A 22,479-nucleotide genomic window follows, 5' to 3' on the forward strand; every position below is an offset into this window, starting at 1 on the left:
TTTAAAATTTATACCTTTTAGTTTAGATAACTATGTCTTTTGCTCAACAAACATCCTCTCCAAACAAGCCAAATCACCGCTATCGAGGACTCGAAAGATTTTTTGCAATTCTTGCCCTAGTTAATTTTTGTTTAGTGCTATTTGACTATAGTTATATACCTTGGCGAGACTTTTACTTTCATGCTGCTCCTGCCTTCACTCAACAATACGATCTCTTTAAAGGCATTGAGCCACATCGAGAGACTGAGCGCTATCTTGCTAAGGTTAATGAGTTAGAGCAACAAGTTGAGCAAACGAGCTTACAGACACAGGAAACTGAAAATTTGCTGCAAGAGTTACAGTTCTTGAGCAATGAAATGATTGAAGACAATCCTTTTGCCGAAGCTAATAAAACAGGATCGCTGGCTAAAATCAAAAATCAGGTCCGCGATCGCATGAACAAAGAATCTGCTCATCAAGCTTTTGATTTGTTTTGGAGTACAACTCATTTATCTCAACAAAACTTCCAGCAAGAACTTGCTTTTTTTGACGAACAAATAAAACCATTACTTAAAACAAATTATTATCGCGATATTAGCACTAATGGTAAATTCATTGATAAGTTTTGGCTAATTGATTTACCCTTCATCATCCTGTTTGGTTGTGAGTTCATTGTTCGTACTTATTCTATTAGCCGCAGACGTCCAGACTTAAATTGGTTGCAAACTATATTGCGGCGATGGTTTGATATTTTTCTGTTACTTCCTTTTTGGCGCTGGCTAAGAATTGTTCCTTTAACAGTTCATTTATATCAGTCTGAACTTGTTAATTTAGAGCCACTGCGCGAGCAGCTTAACCACGATGTTGTCATTAATTTTGCCGAAGAGATGACTGAAGTTGTTGGAATTCGGATCATTGATCAAGCTCAGGAGGCAGTGAATCGAGGTGATGTAGCAAATTGGATATTAAATCCAGATTCCCGCCGTCCTTACATCAATATTAATAATACGAACGAAGTACAGGCGATCGCTACCCGTTTGTTAGACCTCAGCATTCATCAAGTTTTGCCTAAAATGCAACCTGATATTGAAGCTCTCGTTCATCATATGGTTGTCAATACTCTCAATCAATCCCCAATCTACCAACAAATAAAAAACGTTCCTGGTGTCAGTCGTCTCCCTAACCAATTAACAGAGAAACTCGCTACAGAAGTATCTCAAGCTACATACCGTACTATGACTAAATTTCTCCAAGATCCTGTAGTTATGCAATTGTCCAATCAATTAGTAGAAAACTTTATTCAAGCTTTGCAAGTAGAAGTGCAAAAACAGCAAAATATTCAAGAAATTCAAGCATTAGTTGTCGATCTTCTAGAGGAGATCAAGATTAATTATGTTAAAGGTCTTGAGAAAGAAGGAGTAGAAGGATTATGGGAAGAGTCTTATCAGTTGCGTAGAATTGCCGCTAACGAACAGTAGTTTTTAGTAGGTATATGTGAATATACAAAGCTTTTGAATGGTTTTTGAATGCTCTAATTTATCGGCTACTAGTAGTTAATTATATCCAGAAGCTATTAGCAATTCTACCTGGATATTCATAGCTCAAATATAAATGTTATGGAGAAGAAAATAGTTGTTATATTCGCTATTTTCCTCTCTCAACTTATGTATTAACTATGCTAAACCAGCATTACCAGGAACTTGGCTAGTTTTGCTTGTACCATGCAAACGGGGATCGGGTTGTGGTGGATTGGGTTCAGGTCCAATTGGTTGTGGATTTGCGATATATTCAAATTCACCTTTTCCATCTGGTGTAGGACCTTTAGCCCAACGCCCTTCAGCACTTTGCGTACCTTCCGAGTGATTCCAGAACTGATAGGCATACTCGTTCTTGCCATATTCGTGGGCGACACTGGGAGCAACTGTTGCCTCTAGTCCTTCACTTTGTAGATCTTCAATTGCCGCTAACCACTGGTTTTGATGCATCGTATCGCGGGCAATCATAAAACTGAGGTGGTCTTTCACTCCAGGGTCGTCTGTCATCTCATACAACCGTACAGCCTGCATCAGACCTTGAGACTCTGCATGGAGATTAGAACGAAAGTCTGCAAGTAAGTTACCACTGGCAACAATAAAGCGACCATTCCAAGGAAAACCAACGCTGTCGGCTGGCATTGCACCTAATCCAGATACGATCGCATGTTGTGGGTTCATAGCGGCTGCCATGATCTCATCTCGGGGATTACTACCACCCATAACTGCACCCACGATCCGGTCTGCGGCTCCTTCTTCCTGAAGTTTCAGCGGTGCCTTATCTAGTAAACACGCAATCATTGTAGCTAGCATCTCAACGTGACCGATTTCCTCAGTACCAATGTCTAGCAACATATCTCGATACTTAGCAGGTCCTCGGCAGTTCCAACCTTGGAATAAGTACTGCATCATGACGGTCATTTCTCCAAATGAACCGCCGATCAGCTCCTGCATTTTCATTGCATATACAGGATCTGGTTTCTCTGGCGGAGTGAAGTATTGCAACCGCTTTTGATGATAAAACATCTAATTCTCCTTAATAAAATTTTTGCTCATAGCCATATAAGACAGCAATCAAGGTGCCGCACTTAGAGACATCTAAATTAGACAATTGATATTTTTGTACTACCTTTAAGTATCTATCTAAAAAACTTTCTTTCATCACCCATTGGAAAGACAAAATCCCATCCAATTTGTATAGGTATATATGCATCTTTTAACTAATGTTGTTAACTAGAATACTGCGTCACAATATATTTTGCTAATACTCACTTATTTGAGCAATTAGAGTCTTGTAAAATTCTAAAAAATTATTAGCAAAAAAAGATATCTTTCTATTAAACGCTGAATATAAAAGCTTTTAGCTTATTTTCTTAATAACTATTAAACTATATTAAAGCGATAAATTAATGATTTATCAACAAAGTTTATATGAGAATTAAATCAATAACTCTAAAATTAGAAGGATTAAAATATTGTTTAGAAAAACGAATAGCATCGTTGATTTAAAAAATGCAAATAAATTCGCTGCTATACAAACATTCACCTACGTGGAACTTGCTAAAAAAGCCGCTACTTTCTGAGTAACGGCTCAACAAATACTGCAAATATTTATGCAACTTTAAGATTCGTCGCGTCCATGTACTTGAGCAGGTGGACTTGTTGCCTCAATTGCCGTAAAAGCCTCGAGTATTTTGTATGTATGAGATGCACCTTTGGGGACAACCCAAGAATCTCCAGGTTCGAGCAAAAGCTTTTGACCTTCTAGGTGTAATTCTGCGCGTCCTTGAATTACATAGCCGACAGTTTCATAATCGCGCGTTGCTTCAGGTTTTGGTTCGTCTGGTTGTTCGTTTTCCCAGAGTCGCATTGACACAGTTTTACCAGAAGCAAGGTACTTCTGACCCATCTCACCGTGTGGTGAATGTTGGGAACTGACTTTCATTACAGTAGTGTCACTCATGCTAGCTTTCCTCCCAAAAGTATGCAATCTCGTTTTAAGGCTTGAGTACGACCTTAATACAATTATCTTTCTTATGCTTGAAGGTTTCATAACCTTTGGGTGCATCTTCTAGCTTCATGCGATGCGTAATCACAAAAGACGGATCGATATCGCCATTTTGGATGTGTTCAAGCAATGGCTTTAAATAACGATGGACGTGTGTTTGTCCCATCTTCATCGTTAAACCTTTATTCATCGCAGCACCCATAGGCATCTTGTCGATGAAGCCACCATAAACGCCAGGAATTGATACCGTACCACCCTTACGACAGGCAACAATCACTTGTCTTAGCGCAGTTGGTCGATCAGTTTCTAATCGCAATGCTTGCTTTGCTTCATCATAGAATCCTTCTAAACCTGTCCCGTGGGCTTCCATACCGACAGCATCCATACAAGCATCAGGTCCGCGCCCACCTGTCATTTCTTTGAGGGCTTCCCCGACATCGACTTCTTCATAGTTGAGAACTTCTGCCTTACCCTGTTCTTTTGCCATTTGTAGGCGTTCAGGAACTCGATCAATGGCAATGACGCGGTCTGCACCTAACATATATGCACTTCTAATCGCAAACTGTCCTACAGGTCCACATCCCCAAATCGCTACAGTATCACCTGGCTTGATGTCGCAATTTTCTGCCGCCATGTATCCTGTCGGAAAAATATCTGTGAGAAACAGTACTTGGTCATCAGTAAGTCCTTCAGGGATCTTGAATAAACCAACATCTGCAAAAGGAACGCGGGCATATTCAGCTTGACCGCCAGCATAACCTCCTAGCATATGGGAGTAGCCAAAAAGACCTGAGGGCGAGTGTCCCATCAGTTTTTCGGCAATCCAAGCATTAGGGTTAGAGTTATCGCATAACGACCATAAATCGCGGTTACAGAAAAAGCAGTTACCACAAGATATAGTGAAGGGAACGACAACGCGATCGCCTTTTTGCACATTTTTAACTGCACTACCCAGTTCGACAACCTCTCCCATAAATTCATGACCAAGGATGTCGCCTTTTTTCATCGTTGGGACATACCCGTCATAAAGGTGTAGATCAGAACCACAAATTGCTGTTGATGTAATTTTAATAATGGCATCGCGCGGATTCAGGATCTTGGGATCTGGTACATTTTTCACCTCAACCTTGTTAGTACCTTCCCAGCAAACTGCTTTCATGAAATATATTTCTCCTTATATCAATTAACTTTTGGTCTTTCTATTCCCTTCCGGAAGGTTGACCTTCTGTTGTCGCAATCTCGCCCGCTTCCATCAATTGTTTGAAACGACGGAGATCGTCACCAATTTGCTGTTCGGGTTCTTCACCAAAAAGTTTTGCTACTGCTGATGCGATCGCTCCACCTGGAGGGTTATATTCCAAGACAACTTTAACTTCTGTACCGCGATTCTCTGGTGCAGGTTTAAAGCGGACAAAACCAGAATTCTCAATATCAGCGTCTTCTGCAGAAGCCCAAGCGATTAATTCGTTTTCTTTCTCTTGAATAATTTCTGCATCCCACTCAACACTAGTATCTAAAGGTGCTTTGGCAACCCAATGCGATTTTTTACTATCGATTACCGTTACCGACTCTAGATGCTTCATGAATGTAGGTAATTTAGCAAAATCGTGCCAGTAGCTATAGAGTTCTGCAGCAGGTTTGTTAATTGTGACTGTTTTTTCAACTTTAATCGGTTGATTCAATCCGATTGCTTCTTGGGCTTGCTTCAAAGTGCTTTGTTTTTTGCCCCTTGATAAAGTAAACCACCACCTGCAACTGCCATGAGCACGCCGCGTAGCGATCGCTGCCTTAAACCCATTAATACCATTGCACCGCCACCAATCAGCGATGTCCAACGCTCTTTATCGCCTGCTTCTATTGATTCTGACTGTTCGCTTGATTTATCTTGTGGAGTTAATTCCATAGCAACTTAATCAATTTAGACTTATATGTACAAACTTTCAGATGAAAGTCATAAGAAAAGAACAAAGTTAGTTGAATCTCTCTTTTTACTGCTACATAGAGTTGAGTTTTGAGTAAAAAACAAAACTCAACTCTCAAATCTTTTACTGAGCAGCGATCGCAGGTCCTGTTGTCGGCTTACCTGGCTTGACTTCATTTCCTACTCGCGCCCGATACAGTTTTACTAAATGCTGTTCCTGCTGCATCAAGTCTTGAACGATATCTTGGATCAAGGCTGTAGTTACGGGATCTGTGGTACTTACCATTAAGGTAGAAAGATCGTTGATACCTGTTTGCAAGTCACCTAATGCACTACGGATTTGATAAATATCATCGCTACCGTGAAGTGCAGCTTTGACTTTAGCGTACTTATCCGCAATATTTGCGCTCAATGACGGCTTTTCACCCAAAGCAGCTAAACGTGCTTCTAACTTTTGAATGTGCTGCAACTTACTTTGCATCATTTGTTGAAAGAGCGATCGCACTTCACCATCAGATTCTTTTTCTGCATAGTGTTCTAATGCTTCTTGAGCATATCGCTCACCTGCTAAAGCAGTATTTAAGGCTTGAACAACTTCGCTCTTTTTCGAGCCACCCCATGCATCTGCTAATTTCCACCACTCTGCGTTATTGTCAGTTTCGTTTGGCAATGCAGCTTCTTTGCCACCGTAACCTAAACGGCTCAAAATCGCTGTCGTAAAGATTGCTAAGTCTCCAGGTTGACGCGAGGTAATGAGATTACCATCAACTGCTAATGGTTCATCTACATAATTTGCACCAGCGTTGATCATGTCCTTGCGCACTGCAATAAAGCCAGTAGCTGTTTTACCTTTAAGCAAATCACCTTCAATTAAAAGTTGTGGTCCGTGACAAACTGCAGCGATAAGTTTTCCTTGTTCCATTGCTTCTTGAACAAAGCGTACAGTATTCGGATTGCGACGCATTCTATCAGGAGCCATTCCGCCTGGAACAATGATTGCATCAAACTGGGAAGCCATAGCTTCTGTTGTTGTTCCATCAGCTTCTTTGGCAAGCTTACCTTGTTTGCCTTTGTACTTTTCGTTTGTGCGCGAACCTAGAATGGTGACATCGAATCCTGCTTGCTTCAACGCATTGTATGGCACTTGAAATTCAACATCTTCAACTCCATTTTCGATGAGTATAGCGACTTTTTTACTATTGTAAGAATTATTAGAAATTGTCATTTGACCTCCTGAACTAATGTGATTTGTACTCAATTTGCTTTGAAAATGGTGTAATATCTTCTGCTCTGAATAACTTTTTTTAGCTACGTTGGTGCTGTATGCTGCTAAGTTTTGCAGTAGTCGTGACTTGCACTGCCTAAAGGACTACCTTTGCATAATTTAAACTGAGGACCTTGAATCGATAAATATCCTTTTTCGTTTGAATCTCCATTCAAGATTTGCGCTCTCACGTAGCTTTACTTCAGTGTGTTTTGAACAACGTAGCTTCGCACCAGTTCCTTTCTCTAGGTTATGTAGCTTGCTTTAACTTCTCTTCACTCCAAAGGGATATATTTTGGCGAGCGCGGGGGATACTACCTAAGAAATAGATTGCCAAGGGTGCAAAAGCGTTATTCTGAAAAGATAGGCGTCAATTTTTATTAGGTTTTACAGCAATTTATCAGGACGAAAGATTATGGCTGAAAAAATAAATAAAGCTGATAAAGATACCCATGAATTTATAGACGAAGTAGAGCAAGAAAGTACTGCATCTTATGGCACAGGAGTACACACACCACCTGGCGTAAATTCTGGCAGAAAGACAGTGCGCGATCGCCTGAATGATTACAACGATGTCAGCCCAGAGTTATCAGGAGGCGACTTAGATGCAGCCTGGGATCAAGCTGATGTTGCTGGTGAAGAAGCGGTAGGAGGAACTGCACCGACTCCTGATCAAAATGTTGTTGATGAAATAGGATCAGCAGTAGGGCTAGATATGGCAGAAGAAGAATATGTTCATACTACCGAAGTACTAAATGTCCGTGACGATCGCCGTTGGGAGTTAGATCCGCAATCTTCTGAAGATTATCAAGAACACAGTGATTAAGTCAATTGGTAATTGGTAATCGGTAATGGGTCATTGGGTTAGAAAAGTTTTGAGTTTAAATATTTTTCTCAATTCAACGCTCGCCCAGTCACCCATCTTGCACAGTAGTGCTACTTAATTGCTTGAGTGTCTTTATTATCTAATCCTTCTTGCTCGTGTTCTAAACGTAATTCTCCCTGAGGTTCTGATCGGAACCACATAGGAGTATCTGAACCAACAGCACCTTTAGCGACAGTAACGCCGCCATCAACTAACCACAATGCACCTGTGACGTAGCTTGCTTCAGAAGACGCAATAAACGCATAAACATTTGCCACTTCTTCAGGTGTACCGCGTCGCGCCATGGGTGTTCCCTGAATCAGCATTTTCTCCATTTTGCTATCCATTGGTCCTTTTTCTTTGCGCGTCCATGCTGTATCAATTGCACCAGGACAAACACAATTAGCACGGATACAATATTTTGCTTGCTCAACTGCAACGCCTTTCATAAAAGAATGCATCCAGCCTTTAGTACCACCGTACGGGGTGTTTTGGGCAATGCCATTAAAACCAGCTTCTGAGCCAGCAGAAACGATATTACCACGGGATTTTTGCAAGTGCGGTAGAGCATACTTAGTCATCAAGAATGCAGAACGAATGTTCATCCGCACGGTGTCATCAAAAACGTCAACTGGGTAGTCTTGCGTTTCTGCTGTAGCTAGAAATACACCTGCATTATTAATGAGGATATCTAATTGCCCATAAGCAGTAATCGCAGTTTGAACGCAGTTTTGAGCGTGGAATTCTTGAGAAACGTCACCAGCATAGGGAACTGCTTCACCACCGTACTTTTTAATGGCATCGACAACATCCTGAATCGGATCGTCGGGTAAGCTGTTGACGATGACTTTTGCTCCTTCTTTGGCAAATTTATGAGCGATCGCCTCTCCAATTCCTGTCGCTGCTCCTGTCACAATGGCAACTTTTCCTTCTAGACGTCGATCCATGTTGTCACCTCCTGATTGTTTTGCGATCGCAAGTCGTGCAGATATTTATTTCAATTTGTCCACCATAAAGTTGATATACATCTGTCTTGGGTGGGGTTCATCAAAATCATGACCTTTGATACCTTTCGGTTAGGCAGTTTTCTAAATTCTGTGAAGAAGACTGAACTTGCAATTTACTTGAGCAATTTGAGCCGAGGTTTTTATGGCAACTACTAATGATGAGACAGTAACCCAAGTCGTCAAAGCTTTTCAAAGCTTGGGTGTAGATGAGCAATTAGCTTTATTCTGGTTTATTTACAAAGAAATGGGTGACTCAATTACACCAGCTGCTCCTCAAGCTAGCACCGTTTCACCTGATATTGCAGAAGGGCTTTTCAATCAGATCAAAGAAAAGTCTCACGAAGAACAGCTACAGTTTCAGCGTGACTTGATTAATAATGCCGATACTGAATACACCCGCATGTATGGCTCAATGAGTGATACCACTAAGCTATTAGTTTGGTATCGTTTAGCTCAAGGAATGGACAGTGGTACAATCATTCCTATGCCACCCAATTATGAACTTTCCTCAGAAGCAAAAAAAGTTCTTGAGCAGGTGAAAGGACTTGAATTTGAGCAGCAAATTACAACAATGCGTGACTATGTATCACCGATGGGCGCAGAACCCAAGGCTGGGGCAGAAGTATAAGCTTAATAGCATTGAAGTGATTGATCAGATTGAGCGCAGTTGTCAAATGTCAATCTAATGTATTCTCAGCCATCAAGCATCACAATTGCGTTGCGATGCGTTTTTCTTGTTCGAGAACGTCAGACAAAATAAACAAATACGAGGGTGCAATGACTTCTACGAACATGGATAGTGTTAATAAATCTGTAGCAGCTTTCAAGCAATTAGATATTGACGATCGCTTAGCTGCCTTAGCCTTAATTTATCAAGAAGTAGCTAGTGCAGTACCAGCGAACGCCTTACAAGCATCACCCCAAGTAAGTGGGTTAGTTGCAAAAATTCAGAAACTATCTCAACAAAGACAGGTTGATGCGTTGCGAGATCTCTTACCTGCAACAAGAAACGATCAAAACGAGACAACTCTCGATCCAAATCCTAGTAAAGCATTAACTGAACTCATTTCTGGTGGCAATACTGTTCCTACAAGTGAGTATGGCTCAATGCCAACTGAGTCAAAATTAGCATTTTGGTATCAAATAGCACAGAAACTAGGTAATGGTGTTGTAGGAATCCCCAGTGATTATCATCCTTCAGCGCAAGTAACTGAATTGTTAAGCTCGCTCAAATCGCTAGACACTGATCAGAAAGTGAGTTTTTTAACACAAGCACTTTAAGTTGCATGTGTTGACTCAGCACTAGCGTTATCAGTGAAATATTCGTAATGGAAGTAGATGGCAATTCACAATTGCACTACTTCCTTTTTTATATGTAAGTCTTGTTGTACTGATTCTAAAAACAGTTGCAATTCCCCTGTACATCCGTGCTCACTTCGTTGTAGCAACTCTCAGCTAAAAAAAATGTAACTCATGCTGCTCTGAGGGAGATACTGTTATTAGTACAAATTCGCACTAGTAAGCATCACAATGATGAAATCTGCTACTACCCCAGGGGAGTTGATACATTACACATGGTAGATTTTTATACTGTACTACGCTGGTTAGCTGTGTTGTTCTTAGTGATTGCTAGTGTAGTGATATTTATTATGTACTTTCGGGGAACGTTTCGCGATCGCATCGAGTACAAAATCAAAAATGTCCCTGCACCAGGCGATCCGCGTTTTCCGTTAGCACTTGCTAGTCTCTCAAATTCGGTAACAACTAGCGGACGGTTAACAGGTTTCTGGATAGAAGCTGAAGCGATCAATGCGGCTAGAATCGCTGCAATTCACAGCGCTGAGCATACAATCCATTTTGAAACTTTTTTCATGACTCCAGGGCGTCGTGTCAATGACTTAGCCGACGCACTGATCGAACGAGCACAAGCTGGTGTTGAAGTTGAAATTGTTGTCGATCAATATGGTGCAAAAGAATTATCGCGGCGCTATTGGCAAAGATTACGTTCTGCAGGAATTAATATTCATTTCTATAATGATTTCAACTGGAAAGCTCCTGTTGATTACTTTGCTCGTACTCACCGTAAATTGTTACTCATTGATGGCAAGGTATGTTTAATTGGTGGTGCAGGAATTTCTGATTACTGGGATGGATTAGACAATATCAAAGATACTGGTCCTTGGTACGATTTTGAAATGCGTTGGGAAGGTGAAGTTGTTGCTGTACTTGAAGGAGTATTTATGCAGCATTGGACTTATGTGCGTGGTACTGCGGACTTAGATCCGCGTGTTTTTCATCCTTCACCCAACAATGATGCAATTGTTTTAGTTACAGCAGGCGACGATCCTTCCTATCGCGCCTCTAGTGTCAGAGCATTATTTCAAGTTAGTATCTCTTCAGCAAAACGGCGGATTTGGATTGCTAGTCCTTATTTTTTACCCGACAAAAACTTGCAACGAGAGCTTATTATTGCAAAAAATAATGGAATTGATGTGTGTGTTCTCACTAACGGCAGTCAGTGTGATAAAAAATTTGTTTATTATGCCTCGTGTGAACTGTATGGCGATTTGCTCAAAGCTGGCGTACAAATTTATGAATATCAGCCTAGTATGATGCACGCCAAAGCCTTGCTGCTAGATAACTACTGGGTAAGTAGTGGTAGTGCTAATTTTGATCCGCGCAGTTTCTTCCATAATGACGAGCTTGATATATCCTCTGCAGATGAGCAGCTAGTGCCCAATATTGAGCAGATGTTTCTTAAAGGATTTGCTAAAAGTAAAAAGCTCGATCAAACTCAGTGGCGTAAGCGTTCTATTTGGCAACGAGTTCTAGGTAGAGTTGTCTTGTTCTTTCAGTCTCAACTCTAGCGATGTTGAGGGAAGGTGTAATTTTTTCTTAATGTTAAACTTTCAATGTTAAATTCGATCCAATAATCAATAATGCAAATACAGTAGGACACACTCGATGCCAGTTGCTGGAAACGCAATCAAATTCGGAACAGACGGTTGGCGAGGAATTATTGGTGATGAATTCACCTTTGACAATCTCTCGCGAGTTGCGCCGCTTGCGGCGAAAGTCTTATCGCAAACCTATGGCGATACTACAAGTAGTAATACTGTGATTGTAGGTTATGACCGTCGTTTTATGGCAGAAGTGTTTGCTCAAAGAGCTGCACAAGCCGTTACTGAGGCTGGTTTTGATGTTTTGCTTTCAAAAAATTACGCTCCTACTCCAGCTTTTAGCTTAGCGGCAAAACAACATGATGCGTTAGGTGCATTAGTCATTACGGCAAGTCATAATCCTGGTAGCTATTTAGGATTAAAAGTCAAGGGTGCTTTTGGTGGTTCGGTTCCTCCAGAAGTGACACAAAAAATTGAAACATTGCTGAGTGAAGCATCACATACTCAGACAAAAAGTGGTAAATTATCGTACTTTAATCCCTGGGAAAATTACTGTGAAGCACTGCGAGCTAAAATAGACATCGAACAAATTCGCGCTTGTATAACTCAAGGCAAACTTACAGTATTCGCTGACGTCATGCATGGTGCTGCATCTGGGGGACTGTCACAGTTACTAGAAGTTTCTGTACAAGAAATTAATAGCGATCGCGATCCTCTATTCGGTGGAGGTGCGCCAGAACCTTTACCACGCTACTTATCACGTCTATTTCGTTTGATGCGATCTCATCGCAGAACTACTAAAGCAGCTTTGGCTGTTGGCTTAGTTTTTGATGGCGATGCCGATCGCATTGCTGCAGTCGATGGACAAGGTAATTTTTTAAGTTCACAAGTGCTGATCCCAATCTTAATCGAACATTTAGCTGTCAAGCGCGGATTGAGGGGCGAAATTGTCAAAACAGTAAGTGGTTCCGATTTAATTCCCAAAGTTGCCGCATTACATCAGTTATCAGTCCACGAGACTCCTGTCGGGTACAAATATATTGCCGATCGCATGTTAGAAGCTCAAGTGTTATTGGGTGGTGAGGAATCAGGCGGAATTGGTTATGGAACGCATATCCCTGAACGCGATGCTTTATTATCGGCGTTGTATGTTTTAGAAGCGATCGCAACATCGAACATGGATCTTAGCGATCTCTATCGAGACTTACAACAGCAAACCGAATTTACTTCCGCCTACGATCGCATTGATTTACCCCTAGCAAGTATGGAAGTGCGATCGCGTCTCTTAAATCAGTTACAAAGTCAACCACTGACAGAGATTGCTGGACAAACTGTCATAGATTGCCTCAGCATTGATGGTTATAAATTCCGTTTAGCAGATAGCAGTTGGCTGATGATTCGTTTTAGTGGTACTGAGCCAGTTTTACGCCTATATTGTGAAGCGCCTACAATGCAGCAAGTTCAGCAAACTTTGGCTTGGGCGCATCAGTGGGCGTCGTAAGCAAAAATAATATGAAGAAACACGATCCAAAATTACTTGTGGTTGCGACAAGCAATCCTGGTAAACTGCGAGAAATGCAACTGTTTTTAATTGACTCTGGTTGGGAATTAACTCTCAAACCTGATGATTTAGATGTTGAGGAGACAGGTGAAACTTTCAGTGAAAATGCTTGTCTTAAAGCATCTGTTGTTGCAAAATTAACGGGTAAATGGGCGATCGCGGATGATTCTGGTTTAGCAGTTGATGCCCTCAATGGTGCTCCTGGCGTATACTCTGCACGTTATGGTAAAACTGACACCGATCGCATTCAGCGAGTTTTACGAGAACTACAAGACACATCAAATCGCCAAGCACAGTTTGTTTGTGCAATTGCGATCGCTCGTCCTGATGGAGAAATTGCTCTGCAAACTCAAGGAATTTGTCGAGGTGAAATTCTCTTAGCGCCTCGTGGAAATAAAGGTTTTGGTTACGATCCCATTTTCTACGTACCAACTCACCAAATGACTTTTGCCCAAATGCCTCCAGAACTCAAGCAGCAAGTCAGCCATCGCGGTCAAGCCTTTAAAGCTTTACTTCCCCAACTGACACAACTTTGAGCTGAACTTGCAATATTATACAGCAGAGGAGCAGAGGAGTTATGAGTGTTGAGTTATGAGTTAAGACTCTTCTGCAATTCAAAACTCGCGCACTAGTCACTAGCCACTTGCTCCTCGCCCCACGCTCCTCGCCCCTCATTACACAGCTTCTAGATTCTTTTCTCCAGTACGAATCCGAATCACTTGCTCTACAGGGGAAATAAAGATTTTGCCATCTCCAATTTCACCTGTTCGGGCAGCAGCAATGACTTTGTCTACCACCATATCAACTTGACTATCTTCAACAACAATCTCAACTTTGAGTTTTTGAAGAAATTCTACAGTGTACTCAGAACCACGATAGCGTTCTGTTTGTCCTTTTTGGCGCCCAAAACCACGAACTTCCGAAACGGTCATACCGACGATCCCAGCATTGACCAAAGCGATCTTTACTTCATCGAGTTTGAAGGGTCGGATAATTGCTTCAACCTTTTTCAATTTTCTGCACTCCTTATTTTAAGTTCTTTTAGCATCAAAATAAACGCTACCACCACATAAGCTCTCAAACAAAGTCAATTATAGGACGATGTTACATTCAGTCAATCTATTCTTTAGCATCTACGGTATATCTAGCTTCAATACCCACAACTTTCCTATGAGACATGAACTTTTAAATAGCATTCAATAGTCTTGGTATTTAGTAACAAATAATACATTCAGCGAGCAACTGACGACTGCTTAACGTTGTTTTGTTTCTTTTAGTCAGATGCTAACGATTAGATCGCAATGGTCCCACAATTAAATAGCCTGCACCGAACGCTGATATGATAATAAGTAGAATAGCGATCGCTAAACCCCAACCATTGACTTCTGATGCACTAGCAGATACACGGCGGCGATATCTACTGTCTTCTTGTTCGGTGTGTAAACGCGGTGTACTAGATTGCTTTAGTGGTAGATCAATAACAGGCGTTTTGATTGTCTTTTTGCGGCGATGCATTGCCCGCGCTGAGGAAGGTTGATTAGTCTGGTGAGATCTACGATGGTACGGTACAGTACTATCAACAATTTGCTGCAGTCTAATCACAGACTGTACGGCTTTTTCAATTTCTTGTCGCAGTTGATGGTTTTGCTTGGCTAATGCATAGTTTTCTGCATTGAGCAATTTAAGCTTGGCTTGTGATGCTTGTAGTTGTGCAGCAAGTTCCTTATATACCGAAATCGGTACTGAAGGAGAGTAATAATGCGTTCCAGAAGAGGAATTATGGCTGGATGTTGTAGTTGATCGCATCGATGGCTGGGCATAAAGAACGAACTTCATCAGTTTAGCCAGATCTGTATTAATCAGCTATCAGATTTAGCCATCCTGTAAGGTTATGCACAAGAATAGTCGATTTTGCACTTCTTTTCTAGCTACTTAGACAAAAGTAAAATAATTGGCTTCGCTATGATTTGGCTAACAAAGGAAAAAAATGTCCTATGGGTCCTTGTCCCTTACCAATATCTAAAGCATATTGCAAGGCAGTAGTGACATACTCTTTAGCTCGACGTACAGCAGTCAATACATCACAATCTAGCGCTAAATTAGCGGCGATCGCCGCTGCTAAAGTACAACCAGTACCGTGTGTATTGTCTGTATCTACCTGTGTTGTTGTCAGAGTCTCCCAACGTTGTCCATCAAACCAAACATCGACACCGCGCAAATTACCACTCATTGCGCCACCTTTAATTAAAACTGCTTTAGCGCCAAGTCGATAAATTTGCCCAGCAGCAGCCCGCATATCGTCTATATTATGAATTTCTAAACTGCTGAGTAGTTGTGCTTCGTACTTATTTGGTGTGACAACAGTCGCTAAGGGAATCAAGAGTTCTCGTAAACTCGCAACTGCTGTGTCATCAATCAGTTGTGCGCCTGTACGCGATACCATAACAGGATCGACAACTACATTCTGAATATCTAACTGTTTTATCTGCTGTGCAACAACAGCAATGATTTCTTGATTCAGCAACATTCCTGTCTTAGCCGCTTGAACACCAATATCTTCAACTACTGCTTGGATCTGCGCCATAACAGCCGCTGCTGGTAAAGCATCAACACGCTTGACTCCTAATGTGTTCTGTGCCGTTACACAGGTTATTGCACTCGTGCCGTGAACGCAATGAAAAGCAAAAGTGCGTAAGTCTGCTTGAATTCCTGCACCACCACCACTATCTGAGCCAGCAATAGTTAAAGCAACAGGTATGCTTGATTTAGTCACAGCCGTAGTTTGAATTATGTCCTAGCAAGTATTATAAATAGCAATTAATTTTTGAGTGCTGCTCTTTGACGTTGATACACTCCTGGCAACATCCACCAAGGTACATTAGGGTACTCGTGATGCTCTTGGTGATAACCAAAATGGTAACAGGTAATAAATGACCAAAAGATAGGTAATGGGTTACTCTGAGCATTGTGAATGTTTTTATAACCCCCTATTGGCTCTTTGTGTGGCAGGAAAGTACCAAAATAAAATAGCTGTACTGAGCTTAAAATTGATGGCAATATCCAAAATAATGTTAAGTTTTTCTCAGGTAAATGAACGACATAGCTAGCCAAATAAAAGATGCTAATTAACCCTAATAATCTCCACCAGCTCCAGTATTTTTTCATAAACTGAAAGTACCAGCCTAAGAAGCTTGTTTGTTTGCCATTATGAAAATCTGGATCTAACTCCGTGGCAGGGTTTTGATGATGCTGCCAGTGAGTTTTTAGGAGTTTTTTGTATGAGAAAAGAGCGTATAATCCTACGGCTAGCCCCCCAACAAAGTTATTGATTTTCATATTTTTAGGGAAAACTACACCGTGCATTGCGTCATGCGCAGTAATAAATAGTCCTGTATATAAGAATGTTTGTACAAGTATCAATGGTAATAACTGAATGATAGGAGTACTTGAGATATCTATAGAGATTAAGTAGCTTAGACAAGCTGCCCAACAGCATATGACTAGAGTCGCAATCAATAAGCAACGCAATGCATACTTGTTTGCTGTATTCTGTGTAAAAAAGTTTGGCTGTATAGCAGCAGATTGAATCATTTTATGTGTTGTAAACAGTATTTTTTGATGAATATCAAATATTCAAGTTTGAGAGATAAATGGTGTGTTTATTAAATCTAAAACAGTAGAGCCAGTTGTAGAAGTGAAGCTACTGTTGAACATCGACCGCATAAAAGGCTTGTGTACTCTTTTCTTGCTAACTTCGTTTTGTAGATTTTACCTATGGAATATCAAATTAATAGGTTCATTATCATATTTTTACGAGCAGCATTTTTCTTGCTTAATCTAAGACAATTCACTATTGTTGAAGCTTTGAAAGTGATGCACTAATTACAATTTTTTAAGCAAAATTTTCTTCTGTATCTAATGCAACTAAGCACAACTAACTAAAGCTTTCCAGGATATAACCTATAAGCTTTGTTGCCTGCTATTGATATGGTAAAAGATACCTCAATTATGGCTGTTTGTCTCTTAAGCGTCCTTGTTACAGTAACTTTACATTTCTTATCATAGCATCAAAGAAAGCTTTGAAGTCTTTCTTTGGTAATAAAAAAAGCTAAATCAAAAAATGACTTGTATCGTAAAAATAGTTTCCTACACTAGCTCAAGATTTTTGTCAAGAATCAAAAACAACAAGAATTGTCAGAGTGTTGAGGAAGCGATCGCTTGCACTTTTACTAACAACAAATAACGCAAAAACTTAAGTTATTACCTGAGTGAGTGAACAAAATAACGTGCAATGAGATAGATAATTCTATCAACAGAGAGAGGTACTCTGACAACAGAATCTAACTAATAGATATGTGAGTACAGCATCAAAATTGCACAATTATGGCTGCTACAGTTTTAATTACAGGTGCCTCGCAAGGTATCGGTAAAGCAACGGCACTATTGTTTGCTCGCAAAGGCTATGATTTAGTATTAGCGGCAAGACAACCAGAACCGCTACAAGCAACAGCAGAAGAAATTCAAAAACTTGGTCGTCAGGCGATCGCAATTCCTACTGATGTCCGAGATCCAAATCAGGTAAAATCACTTGCCAGTAAAGCAATCGAGCATTACAGTACAATTGAAGTACTAGTTAATAATGCCGGAATTTATATTTCTGGTCCTGTAGAAGAATTTTCCCTAGAAGACTGGCATCAAACCATTGATACTAACCTATGGGGATACATTCACACAATTCATGCACTACTGCCCCACTTCCTCGCCCAAAGATCTGGCAAAATTATCAATATCAGTTCTATTGGTGGCAAAGTCCCGATTCCCTATCTTGTCCCTTACACGACAAGCAAGTATGCCATCACAGGGTTAACTGAAGCCTTGCATTCTGAACTCAAACCAAAGGGAATTCACGTTGGTGGCATCTATCCTAGTATTATTAAAAGCAACTTTGTCGAACGCGCAATACTTCGAGGTAAAGATCAACAAGATGCACAAGCGCGTCTTGATCAACTTAACCAAGTGCTGAATACTCCAGTGATAGAAAAACCGGAAGATGTTGCTGAAGCTGTTTGGGAAGCAGTCAAACATCAGCGAGAAGAAGTTTTAGTTGGTTCTGCTAATCTTTCAAAAGCTGCATATGGACTATTTCCTGGATTGATGCAGTCAGTTTTCCGGAGAGGGCTAAAGCAACAGAAAGACTAGTGTTAACAATTATTCGCCAATCTCATCGAGATGTTCAGCGACAGAGTGGTAAAGATTGAGTACGTGACTATCTTGAAGGTTGTAGAAAACGTTGCGTCCCTGCTTGCGGTAGCTGACTAGGCGCATTGTTCTTAAAGTGCGTAATTGATGTGAAACTGCTGACTCACTCATATCTAGAGTTGCAGCTAAGTCACAGACACAAAGTTCTTTTTCTGCCAGAAGTGAGAGAATTCGCAATCGGTTGGGATCTCCTAGTAAACTAAAAAACTCTGCCATGCGTTGAGCTTTTTCAGTGTTGAGGCTTTTGAGTTGCAAGTGGTGTACGCTATCTACATCAACAGGATGTGGTGGATTGCATTTAAGTCCTTCCTCCTGGGTAGAAGTTGTTAAACCAGAATTAGTAATACTAGTTGGTGACATTTGGCAATCAAGTATTTGGTCTGAACTATTCTAAGTATAGCTTGGGCTACTAATAAGACTTTTTTCAACTAATACATCAAAGTTAGCTGTTATTTTGTCGTCTGAATAGTTGCGATCGCCCAAAAAGTAAAATATTGATTCCCGAAATCTGGCGATCGCAACTCTGGTAAACAAATTGTCTAACTGAGGTTTAAACTTTATAGTTTAGTTGACTTCATACTTACGCGCTCTTTTTGAGAATCTAACAAAATGGATTGGTTCTTTTACGGGATACAACAACTAGCCTTTGTAGGAAATAATGATTTATGGAATTTACTGCAATTTCCATTTATGCAGCGTGCGATCGCTGGTAGTTTATTAATGGGGTTACTCGGTGGTTTACTTGGTAGTTTCGTAACTCTGCGACAATTGTCTTTTTTTAGTCATGCTGTAGGTCATGCTGCTTTAGTCGGTGTGACTTTAGGGGTAATATTACAATTGAATCCTACTTGGATGTTATTGCCTTTTACCTTAGTGTTTGGCTTGGTTGTCCTATACTTGATCGATCAAACCGACTTGGCAAGTGATAGTGTTTTAAGTATTGTCTTATCCGGTGCTCTGGCGATTGGTGTCATTCTTAGTAGCTTAATCCAGGGATATCGCGGTAACTTGATGTCAGTGTTGTTCGGCGATATTTTAGCCATTGGGACAACCGACTTGGTATTAACACTGCTAGTACTTGTCGGTAGCAGTACTTTTTTACTGCTGACACTACGACAACAAATCCTTTTGACTCTTAACCCTGCAGTTGCTCAAGTTCAAGGTATTCCAGTTCAATTGTATCGTTATGCTTTTGTTGTGCTGCTTTCTTTTGCTGTTGCAGTTGCGATTAAAGCTGTTGGTGTTTTGCTAGTTAACGCTTTTCTCGTCATTCCCGCAGCGACGGCTAAACTGACAAGCGATCGCTTTATGCGGTTTCTTGTGACTTCTGTATTGTTTGGTGCCATCAGTAGCATTGTAGGTATGCTTGTATCAGGGATCTTTAATTTTGCTTCAGGTCCCAGCATTGTGATCGTGCAATTTTTCCTCTTTGTCAGCATTTTCTGTTGGACAAAGTTATCCCTCAAAGTTGCCTAATTCTCAAAATGTACTTGCCAACACAATACGAATTTGCTACATTAGTTAAGCGCAAAAAGTCAACCTGCCGGGATAGCTCAGTTGGTAGAGCAGAGGACTGAAAATCCTCGTGTCACCAGTTCAAGTCTGGTTCCTGGCATTCGTCTAGATGAGTGTTTCCACGCTCCACCCTCATCTAGAGATCAGATATTCATCTAATTGAATAAAATTAAGCGCAGCTTAAGCTTCACTGCAAATGCTCAGTGTAGGGTCATCATAGATATTTTCTGATGCAAACTGCTCAAAGCATCGCAGTTGCGTCATTCCACAATCAGCTAGTCCAAATTTAGTCCAGATGAATTTTGAGCGACAACTTAATCAAGCTAACGGCAGACTCAAAGCTGCTAATGTCGGCGTTGCGCTCGAAGCGCGAGGTATATGGCTGTGTTTCCGTGCTAATACCTGCTAAGAATGTCTGGTTTAAACAACAAAATTGAGTAACCAACACAATAGATTGCTAGTAGTGTTGAGTCTTCAATCTTAAGGTAATTTAAATTTGATCGTACTCTAAATATTTTTGCTGGAGTTCTGCGGGTACGGGAACCGGACGCCTTGTCGTTAAGTCAATAAAACAACCTGTTTGTTCAGCTGTAGCCATAACAATACCATCTATAGCTATTTCAGCATTAACAAACCACTTGAATGCTTTTAGCTTACTAATCCACATTGTACCCATAGGCTTATCTGTCATAGTAATCGATTTTTTATAATCAATTTTAGTTTGGATTAGTAATGGAGCTATACCATTTTGTAATTGATCTGCAATAGATAAATGATTAACCAAAATTTCGCAGCGTAAATCTTCTAACCACCGAATAAATACAATATTACTAACAATCCCTGCAAAGTCTATATCGTAAGTTCTAACAACCAACGACAAAGAAGTCTCAAAGGGTAAAAGCTTTTCTTGATTCATAACTTAATATGTTAAATGCAATACAATTTCTTCGCTATATATCAGTATTTCCTGACGAGCAAGTTATGGCTTTTTAGCTTAAGCTTATTTGTAGGTGATGCGATCGCTATTTCAAACTATATATTTATTCTGCAAAAACTTAAATCAGTAAATAGATACCAAAAATAGAGCTACATCTATGTGAAGAAGTCTAGATGGCACTGGATACGACAAGTTCGCAGTTTTTCTTGGCGCATACTACATGTCAGAGGAACTCCGCAATACATTGCACGAGGTTTAGCTGCTGGCGTATTTGCTGGATTATTTCCCTTATTTGGGCTGCAAACCATCGTGGGAGTAGCATTAGCAACTTTACTAAAGGGTCATAAGCTAATGGCAGCAGCAGGTACCTGGATCAGTAACCCGCTGACTTATGTGCCTATTTTGCTGTTTAATTTTCAGATTGGACGTTGGCTGCTCAATTTTGATTTGACATTTACTACTGAAGCAATAGCAGATTGGCAGACATTTGTAGAGGTAGGGACTGAGTTTATAGTTGCACTGTTTACTGGCTGCTTTGTTGTTGGGTTACTCTGTGCGATCGCTTGTTATTTTGTTTCCATACCTCTAATCCGCTATTTACGTCGTTATACAATCAACCAACAGCTGAGAAAAAAAATACGTCACGAGCAGTTATCCTTTGGTGCTAAAAGGCTTTCCCTAAAAAAAACTAATCAAAAGCACGTAGATAAATAAATGAATTTAATAGCTATAATAAATTCATTTTATTAGTTACCAAGTAAAATTATTTTAATTCTATCAAGTAGAGTAGATTGACTATATTAAATTGTAAGTATAGCAATTCTAAATCATGTGTGAGAATCTCTCTCCTTCTCTTTTCTTTATGTACTACCCTGCGGGAAGGCTGCGCCAATGTGGTATGTATCTTGTCTGTTCATTAATTGAGATATATTTAATACATATAGCAAACTTCTATTACTTTTATTACTGTAATTAATCAAGAACGAGGTCTTTAAATTAACTCGATATCGGTTCATTCTGAAAAATCTCTCTGACTACACCAGTCACTACTTCACCTAGTTTTAGATGTTCATTTGCATCCAAATGAATTCCATCTATACTACTTGAATTGATATATTTTGCTGCATCTAAAAAAGCACATTTGGAGCTTTGAGCAACTGCTTCGTAAAGTCTACCAAACTCTTTTGACTTAGTTTCAGCTCCTCTGAATGTTTTACCATAATCTCCTAGTTCCCTTATTGATGGTGGTGCTATTAATAACACTGTTGGGGCAGTACCATTAGCTCCTGTTTTACTGCGTTGAACAATTTTCACTAAAACTCCAGCACTTTTAGCAATATTCAATGCAGAAGCTGCAAAACGATGTTTCAAATCGTTAGTACCTAGCATAATAATGACTAGATCAATTGGCTTATGCGAGCTTAAGCAAGGAATCAAATACTCTTTACTACTGGTGTAACGCTCAAACATATCTTTGCGGAGAGTGGTTCGTCCGCATAATCCTTCTTCAATCAAATGATATTCGTTACCTAATTGACATTGTAAAACCCCAGTCCATCTGATATGACGAGGAAAACGTTGCTGTGTAATAGGGTTCCATCCCCAAGTATTCGAGTCACCAAAACACAAAATAGTTTTCATCTAATTGGTTAAGATTTAGCACGTTTTTGCTATTAGTTCATTTTTAAGTATTGTGATGCCCATGAATTGAACACATATAAATTGCAACCT

23 protein-coding genes, 1 tRNA gene and 1 pseudogene are annotated in these 22,479 nt (G+C 40.2%); 11 read left to right on the top strand and 14 right to left on the bottom strand.

Annotation, left to right across the window (positions count from 1 at the left end; translation table 11 throughout):
- Positions 1 to 32 precede the first annotated feature (32 nt).
- Positions 33 to 1,457, top strand: coding sequence for a hypothetical protein (locus CSQ79_RS13245; protein WP_099701644.1), 1,425 nt, complete (start codon positions 33 to 35; stop codon positions 1,455 to 1,457).
- Between the two features lie 195 nt (positions 1,458 to 1,652).
- Here the strand turns inward: CSQ79_RS13245 and CSQ79_RS13250 are convergent, their stop codons facing one another.
- From CSQ79_RS13250 to CSQ79_RS13270, 5 genes and pseudogenes are all read right to left on the bottom strand, one after another.
- Complete coding sequence (locus CSQ79_RS13250; RefSeq protein ID WP_099701645.1) at positions 1,653 to 2,537, bottom strand: manganese catalase; 885 nt, start codon at positions 2,535 to 2,537, stop codon at positions 1,653 to 1,655.
- Between the two features lie 595 nt (positions 2,538 to 3,132).
- Positions 3,133 to 3,474, bottom strand: a complete 342-nt coding sequence (locus CSQ79_RS13255; RefSeq protein WP_099701646.1) for a cupin domain-containing protein — start codon at positions 3,472 to 3,474, stop codon at positions 3,133 to 3,135.
- Positions 3,475 to 3,508: 34 nt separating this feature from the next.
- Complete coding sequence (locus CSQ79_RS13260) at positions 3,509 to 4,678, bottom strand: zinc-dependent alcohol dehydrogenase (RefSeq protein ID WP_099701647.1); 1,170 nt, start codon at positions 4,676 to 4,678, stop codon at positions 3,509 to 3,511.
- A gap of 40 nt (positions 4,679 to 4,718) precedes the next feature.
- Positions 4,719 to 5,422: pseudogene (locus tag CSQ79_RS13265) on the bottom strand (SRPBCC family protein).
- A 142-nt stretch (positions 5,423 to 5,564) separates the two neighbouring features.
- A complete protein-coding gene (locus CSQ79_RS13270) occupies positions 5,565 to 6,665 on the bottom strand; it encodes a DJ-1/PfpI/YhbO family deglycase/protease (protein WP_289501104.1) in 1,101 nt (366 codons plus the stop codon).
- 454 nt (positions 6,666 to 7,119) lie between these two features.
- Between CSQ79_RS13270 and CSQ79_RS13275 the strand changes: the two genes are divergently transcribed.
- Positions 7,120 to 7,530, top strand: a complete 411-nt coding sequence (locus tag CSQ79_RS13275) for a DUF6335 family protein (protein ID WP_099701648.1) — start codon at positions 7,120 to 7,122, stop codon at positions 7,528 to 7,530.
- 110 nt (positions 7,531 to 7,640) lie between these two features.
- Here CSQ79_RS13275 and CSQ79_RS13280 read toward each other — a convergent pair whose 3' ends face one another.
- A complete protein-coding gene (locus CSQ79_RS13280) occupies positions 7,641 to 8,516 on the bottom strand; it encodes an SDR family NAD(P)-dependent oxidoreductase (RefSeq protein WP_099701649.1) in 876 nt (291 codons plus the stop codon).
- 202 nt (positions 8,517 to 8,718) lie between these two features.
- Between CSQ79_RS13280 and CSQ79_RS13285 the strand changes: the two genes are divergently transcribed.
- The 5 genes from CSQ79_RS13285 (at position 8,719) to rdgB (ending at position 13,573) form a co-directional block, all read left to right on the top strand.
- Entirely contained in the window at positions 8,719 to 9,204 is a 486-nt protein-coding gene (locus CSQ79_RS13285) for an orange carotenoid protein N-terminal domain-containing protein (protein WP_099701650.1), read from the top strand.
- 149 nt (positions 9,205 to 9,353) lie between these two features.
- Complete coding sequence (locus CSQ79_RS13290; RefSeq protein WP_099701651.1) at positions 9,354 to 9,857, top strand: orange carotenoid protein N-terminal domain-containing protein; 504 nt, start codon at positions 9,354 to 9,356, stop codon at positions 9,855 to 9,857.
- A 293-nt stretch (positions 9,858 to 10,150) separates the two neighbouring features.
- The gene (locus CSQ79_RS13295; RefSeq protein ID WP_099701652.1) at positions 10,151 to 11,443 is read left to right on the top strand and encodes a phospholipase D-like domain-containing protein; all 1,293 of its coding nucleotides are present in this window, start codon (positions 10,151 to 10,153) and stop codon (positions 11,441 to 11,443) included.
- Positions 11,444 to 11,540: 97 nt separating this feature from the next.
- Positions 11,541 to 12,977: a phosphoglucomutase/phosphomannomutase family protein gene (locus CSQ79_RS13300; RefSeq protein WP_099701653.1), complete on the top strand. Its 1,437-nt coding sequence runs from the start codon at positions 11,541 to 11,543 to the stop codon at positions 12,975 to 12,977.
- An 11-nt stretch (positions 12,978 to 12,988) separates the two neighbouring features.
- On the top strand, positions 12,989 to 13,573 hold the full coding sequence (gene rdgB, locus CSQ79_RS13305) for an RdgB/HAM1 family non-canonical purine NTP pyrophosphatase (protein ID WP_099701654.1): 585 nt from the start codon (positions 12,989 to 12,991) through the stop codon (positions 13,571 to 13,573).
- A gap of 138 nt (positions 13,574 to 13,711) precedes the next feature.
- On the opposite strand, the gene CSQ79_RS13310 is transcribed toward rdgB, so the two are convergent.
- The 4 genes from CSQ79_RS13310 to crtW form a co-directional block, all read right to left on the bottom strand.
- Entirely contained in the window at positions 13,712 to 14,050 is a 339-nt protein-coding gene (locus tag CSQ79_RS13310) for a P-II family nitrogen regulator (protein WP_009632395.1), read from the bottom strand.
- 271 nt (positions 14,051 to 14,321) lie between these two features.
- Positions 14,322 to 14,873 carry a hypothetical protein gene (locus tag CSQ79_RS13315; RefSeq protein WP_099701655.1) on the bottom strand — a complete coding sequence of 184 codons (552 nt, stop codon included), beginning with the start codon at positions 14,871 to 14,873 and terminating at the stop codon, positions 14,322 to 14,324.
- 124 nt (positions 14,874 to 14,997) lie between these two features.
- The gene (gene thiD, locus CSQ79_RS13320) at positions 14,998 to 15,810 is read right to left on the bottom strand and encodes a bifunctional hydroxymethylpyrimidine kinase/phosphomethylpyrimidine kinase (protein WP_099701656.1); all 813 of its coding nucleotides are present in this window, start codon (positions 15,808 to 15,810) and stop codon (positions 14,998 to 15,000) included.
- 44 nt (positions 15,811 to 15,854) lie between these two features.
- Positions 15,855 to 16,628, bottom strand: a complete 774-nt coding sequence (gene crtW, locus CSQ79_RS13325; RefSeq protein ID WP_099701657.1) for a beta-carotene ketolase CrtW — start codon at positions 16,626 to 16,628, stop codon at positions 15,855 to 15,857.
- Positions 16,629 to 17,420: 792 nt separating this feature from the next.
- Between crtW and CSQ79_RS13330 the strand changes: the two genes are divergently transcribed.
- Positions 17,421 to 18,236, top strand: a complete 816-nt coding sequence (locus CSQ79_RS13330; protein ID WP_099701658.1) for an SDR family NAD(P)-dependent oxidoreductase — start codon at positions 17,421 to 17,423, stop codon at positions 18,234 to 18,236.
- Between the two features lie 9 nt (positions 18,237 to 18,245).
- Here CSQ79_RS13330 and CSQ79_RS13335 read toward each other — a convergent pair whose 3' ends face one another.
- Positions 18,246 to 18,656: an ArsR/SmtB family transcription factor gene (locus CSQ79_RS13335; RefSeq protein WP_099701659.1), complete on the bottom strand. Its 411-nt coding sequence runs from the start codon at positions 18,654 to 18,656 to the stop codon at positions 18,246 to 18,248.
- Between the two features lie 30 nt (positions 18,657 to 18,686).
- A complete protein-coding gene (locus CSQ79_RS27775) occupies positions 18,687 to 18,830 on the bottom strand; it encodes a hypothetical protein (RefSeq protein ID WP_289501105.1) in 144 nt (47 codons plus the stop codon).
- Positions 18,831 to 18,905: 75 nt separating this feature from the next.
- On the opposite strand from CSQ79_RS27775, the gene CSQ79_RS13340 reads away from it, so the two are divergent.
- Positions 18,906 to 19,772 carry a metal ABC transporter permease gene (locus CSQ79_RS13340; RefSeq protein ID WP_099701660.1) on the top strand — a complete coding sequence of 289 codons (867 nt, stop codon included), beginning with the start codon at positions 18,906 to 18,908 and terminating at the stop codon, positions 19,770 to 19,772.
- Positions 19,773 to 19,838: 66 nt separating this feature from the next.
- Positions 19,839 to 19,911, top strand: a tRNA-Phe gene (locus CSQ79_RS13345).
- A 390-nt stretch (positions 19,912 to 20,301) separates the two neighbouring features.
- On the opposite strand, the gene CSQ79_RS13350 is transcribed toward CSQ79_RS13345, so the two are convergent.
- Positions 20,302 to 20,727 (bottom strand): acyl-CoA thioesterase, encoded by a 426-nt coding sequence (locus CSQ79_RS13350; protein WP_099701661.1) that lies wholly within the window; start codon positions 20,725 to 20,727, stop codon positions 20,302 to 20,304.
- A 180-nt stretch (positions 20,728 to 20,907) separates the two neighbouring features.
- Between CSQ79_RS13350 and CSQ79_RS13355 the strand changes: the two genes are divergently transcribed.
- On the top strand, positions 20,908 to 21,462 hold the full coding sequence (locus CSQ79_RS13355; RefSeq protein WP_289501106.1) for a DUF2062 domain-containing protein: 555 nt from the start codon (positions 20,908 to 20,910) through the stop codon (positions 21,460 to 21,462).
- 282 nt (positions 21,463 to 21,744) lie between these two features.
- On the opposite strand, the gene CSQ79_RS13360 is transcribed toward CSQ79_RS13355, so the two are convergent.
- Entirely contained in the window at positions 21,745 to 22,389 is a 645-nt protein-coding gene (locus CSQ79_RS13360) for an SGNH/GDSL hydrolase family protein (RefSeq protein ID WP_099701663.1), read from the bottom strand.
- Between the last annotated feature and the right edge of the window lie 90 nt (positions 22,390 to 22,479).

It is taken from the genome of Gloeocapsopsis sp. IPPAS B-1203, assembly GCF_002749975.1.
In the GTDB taxonomy this organism is placed as follows: Bacteria; Cyanobacteriota; Cyanobacteriia; order Cyanobacteriales; family Chroococcidiopsidaceae; genus Gloeocapsopsis.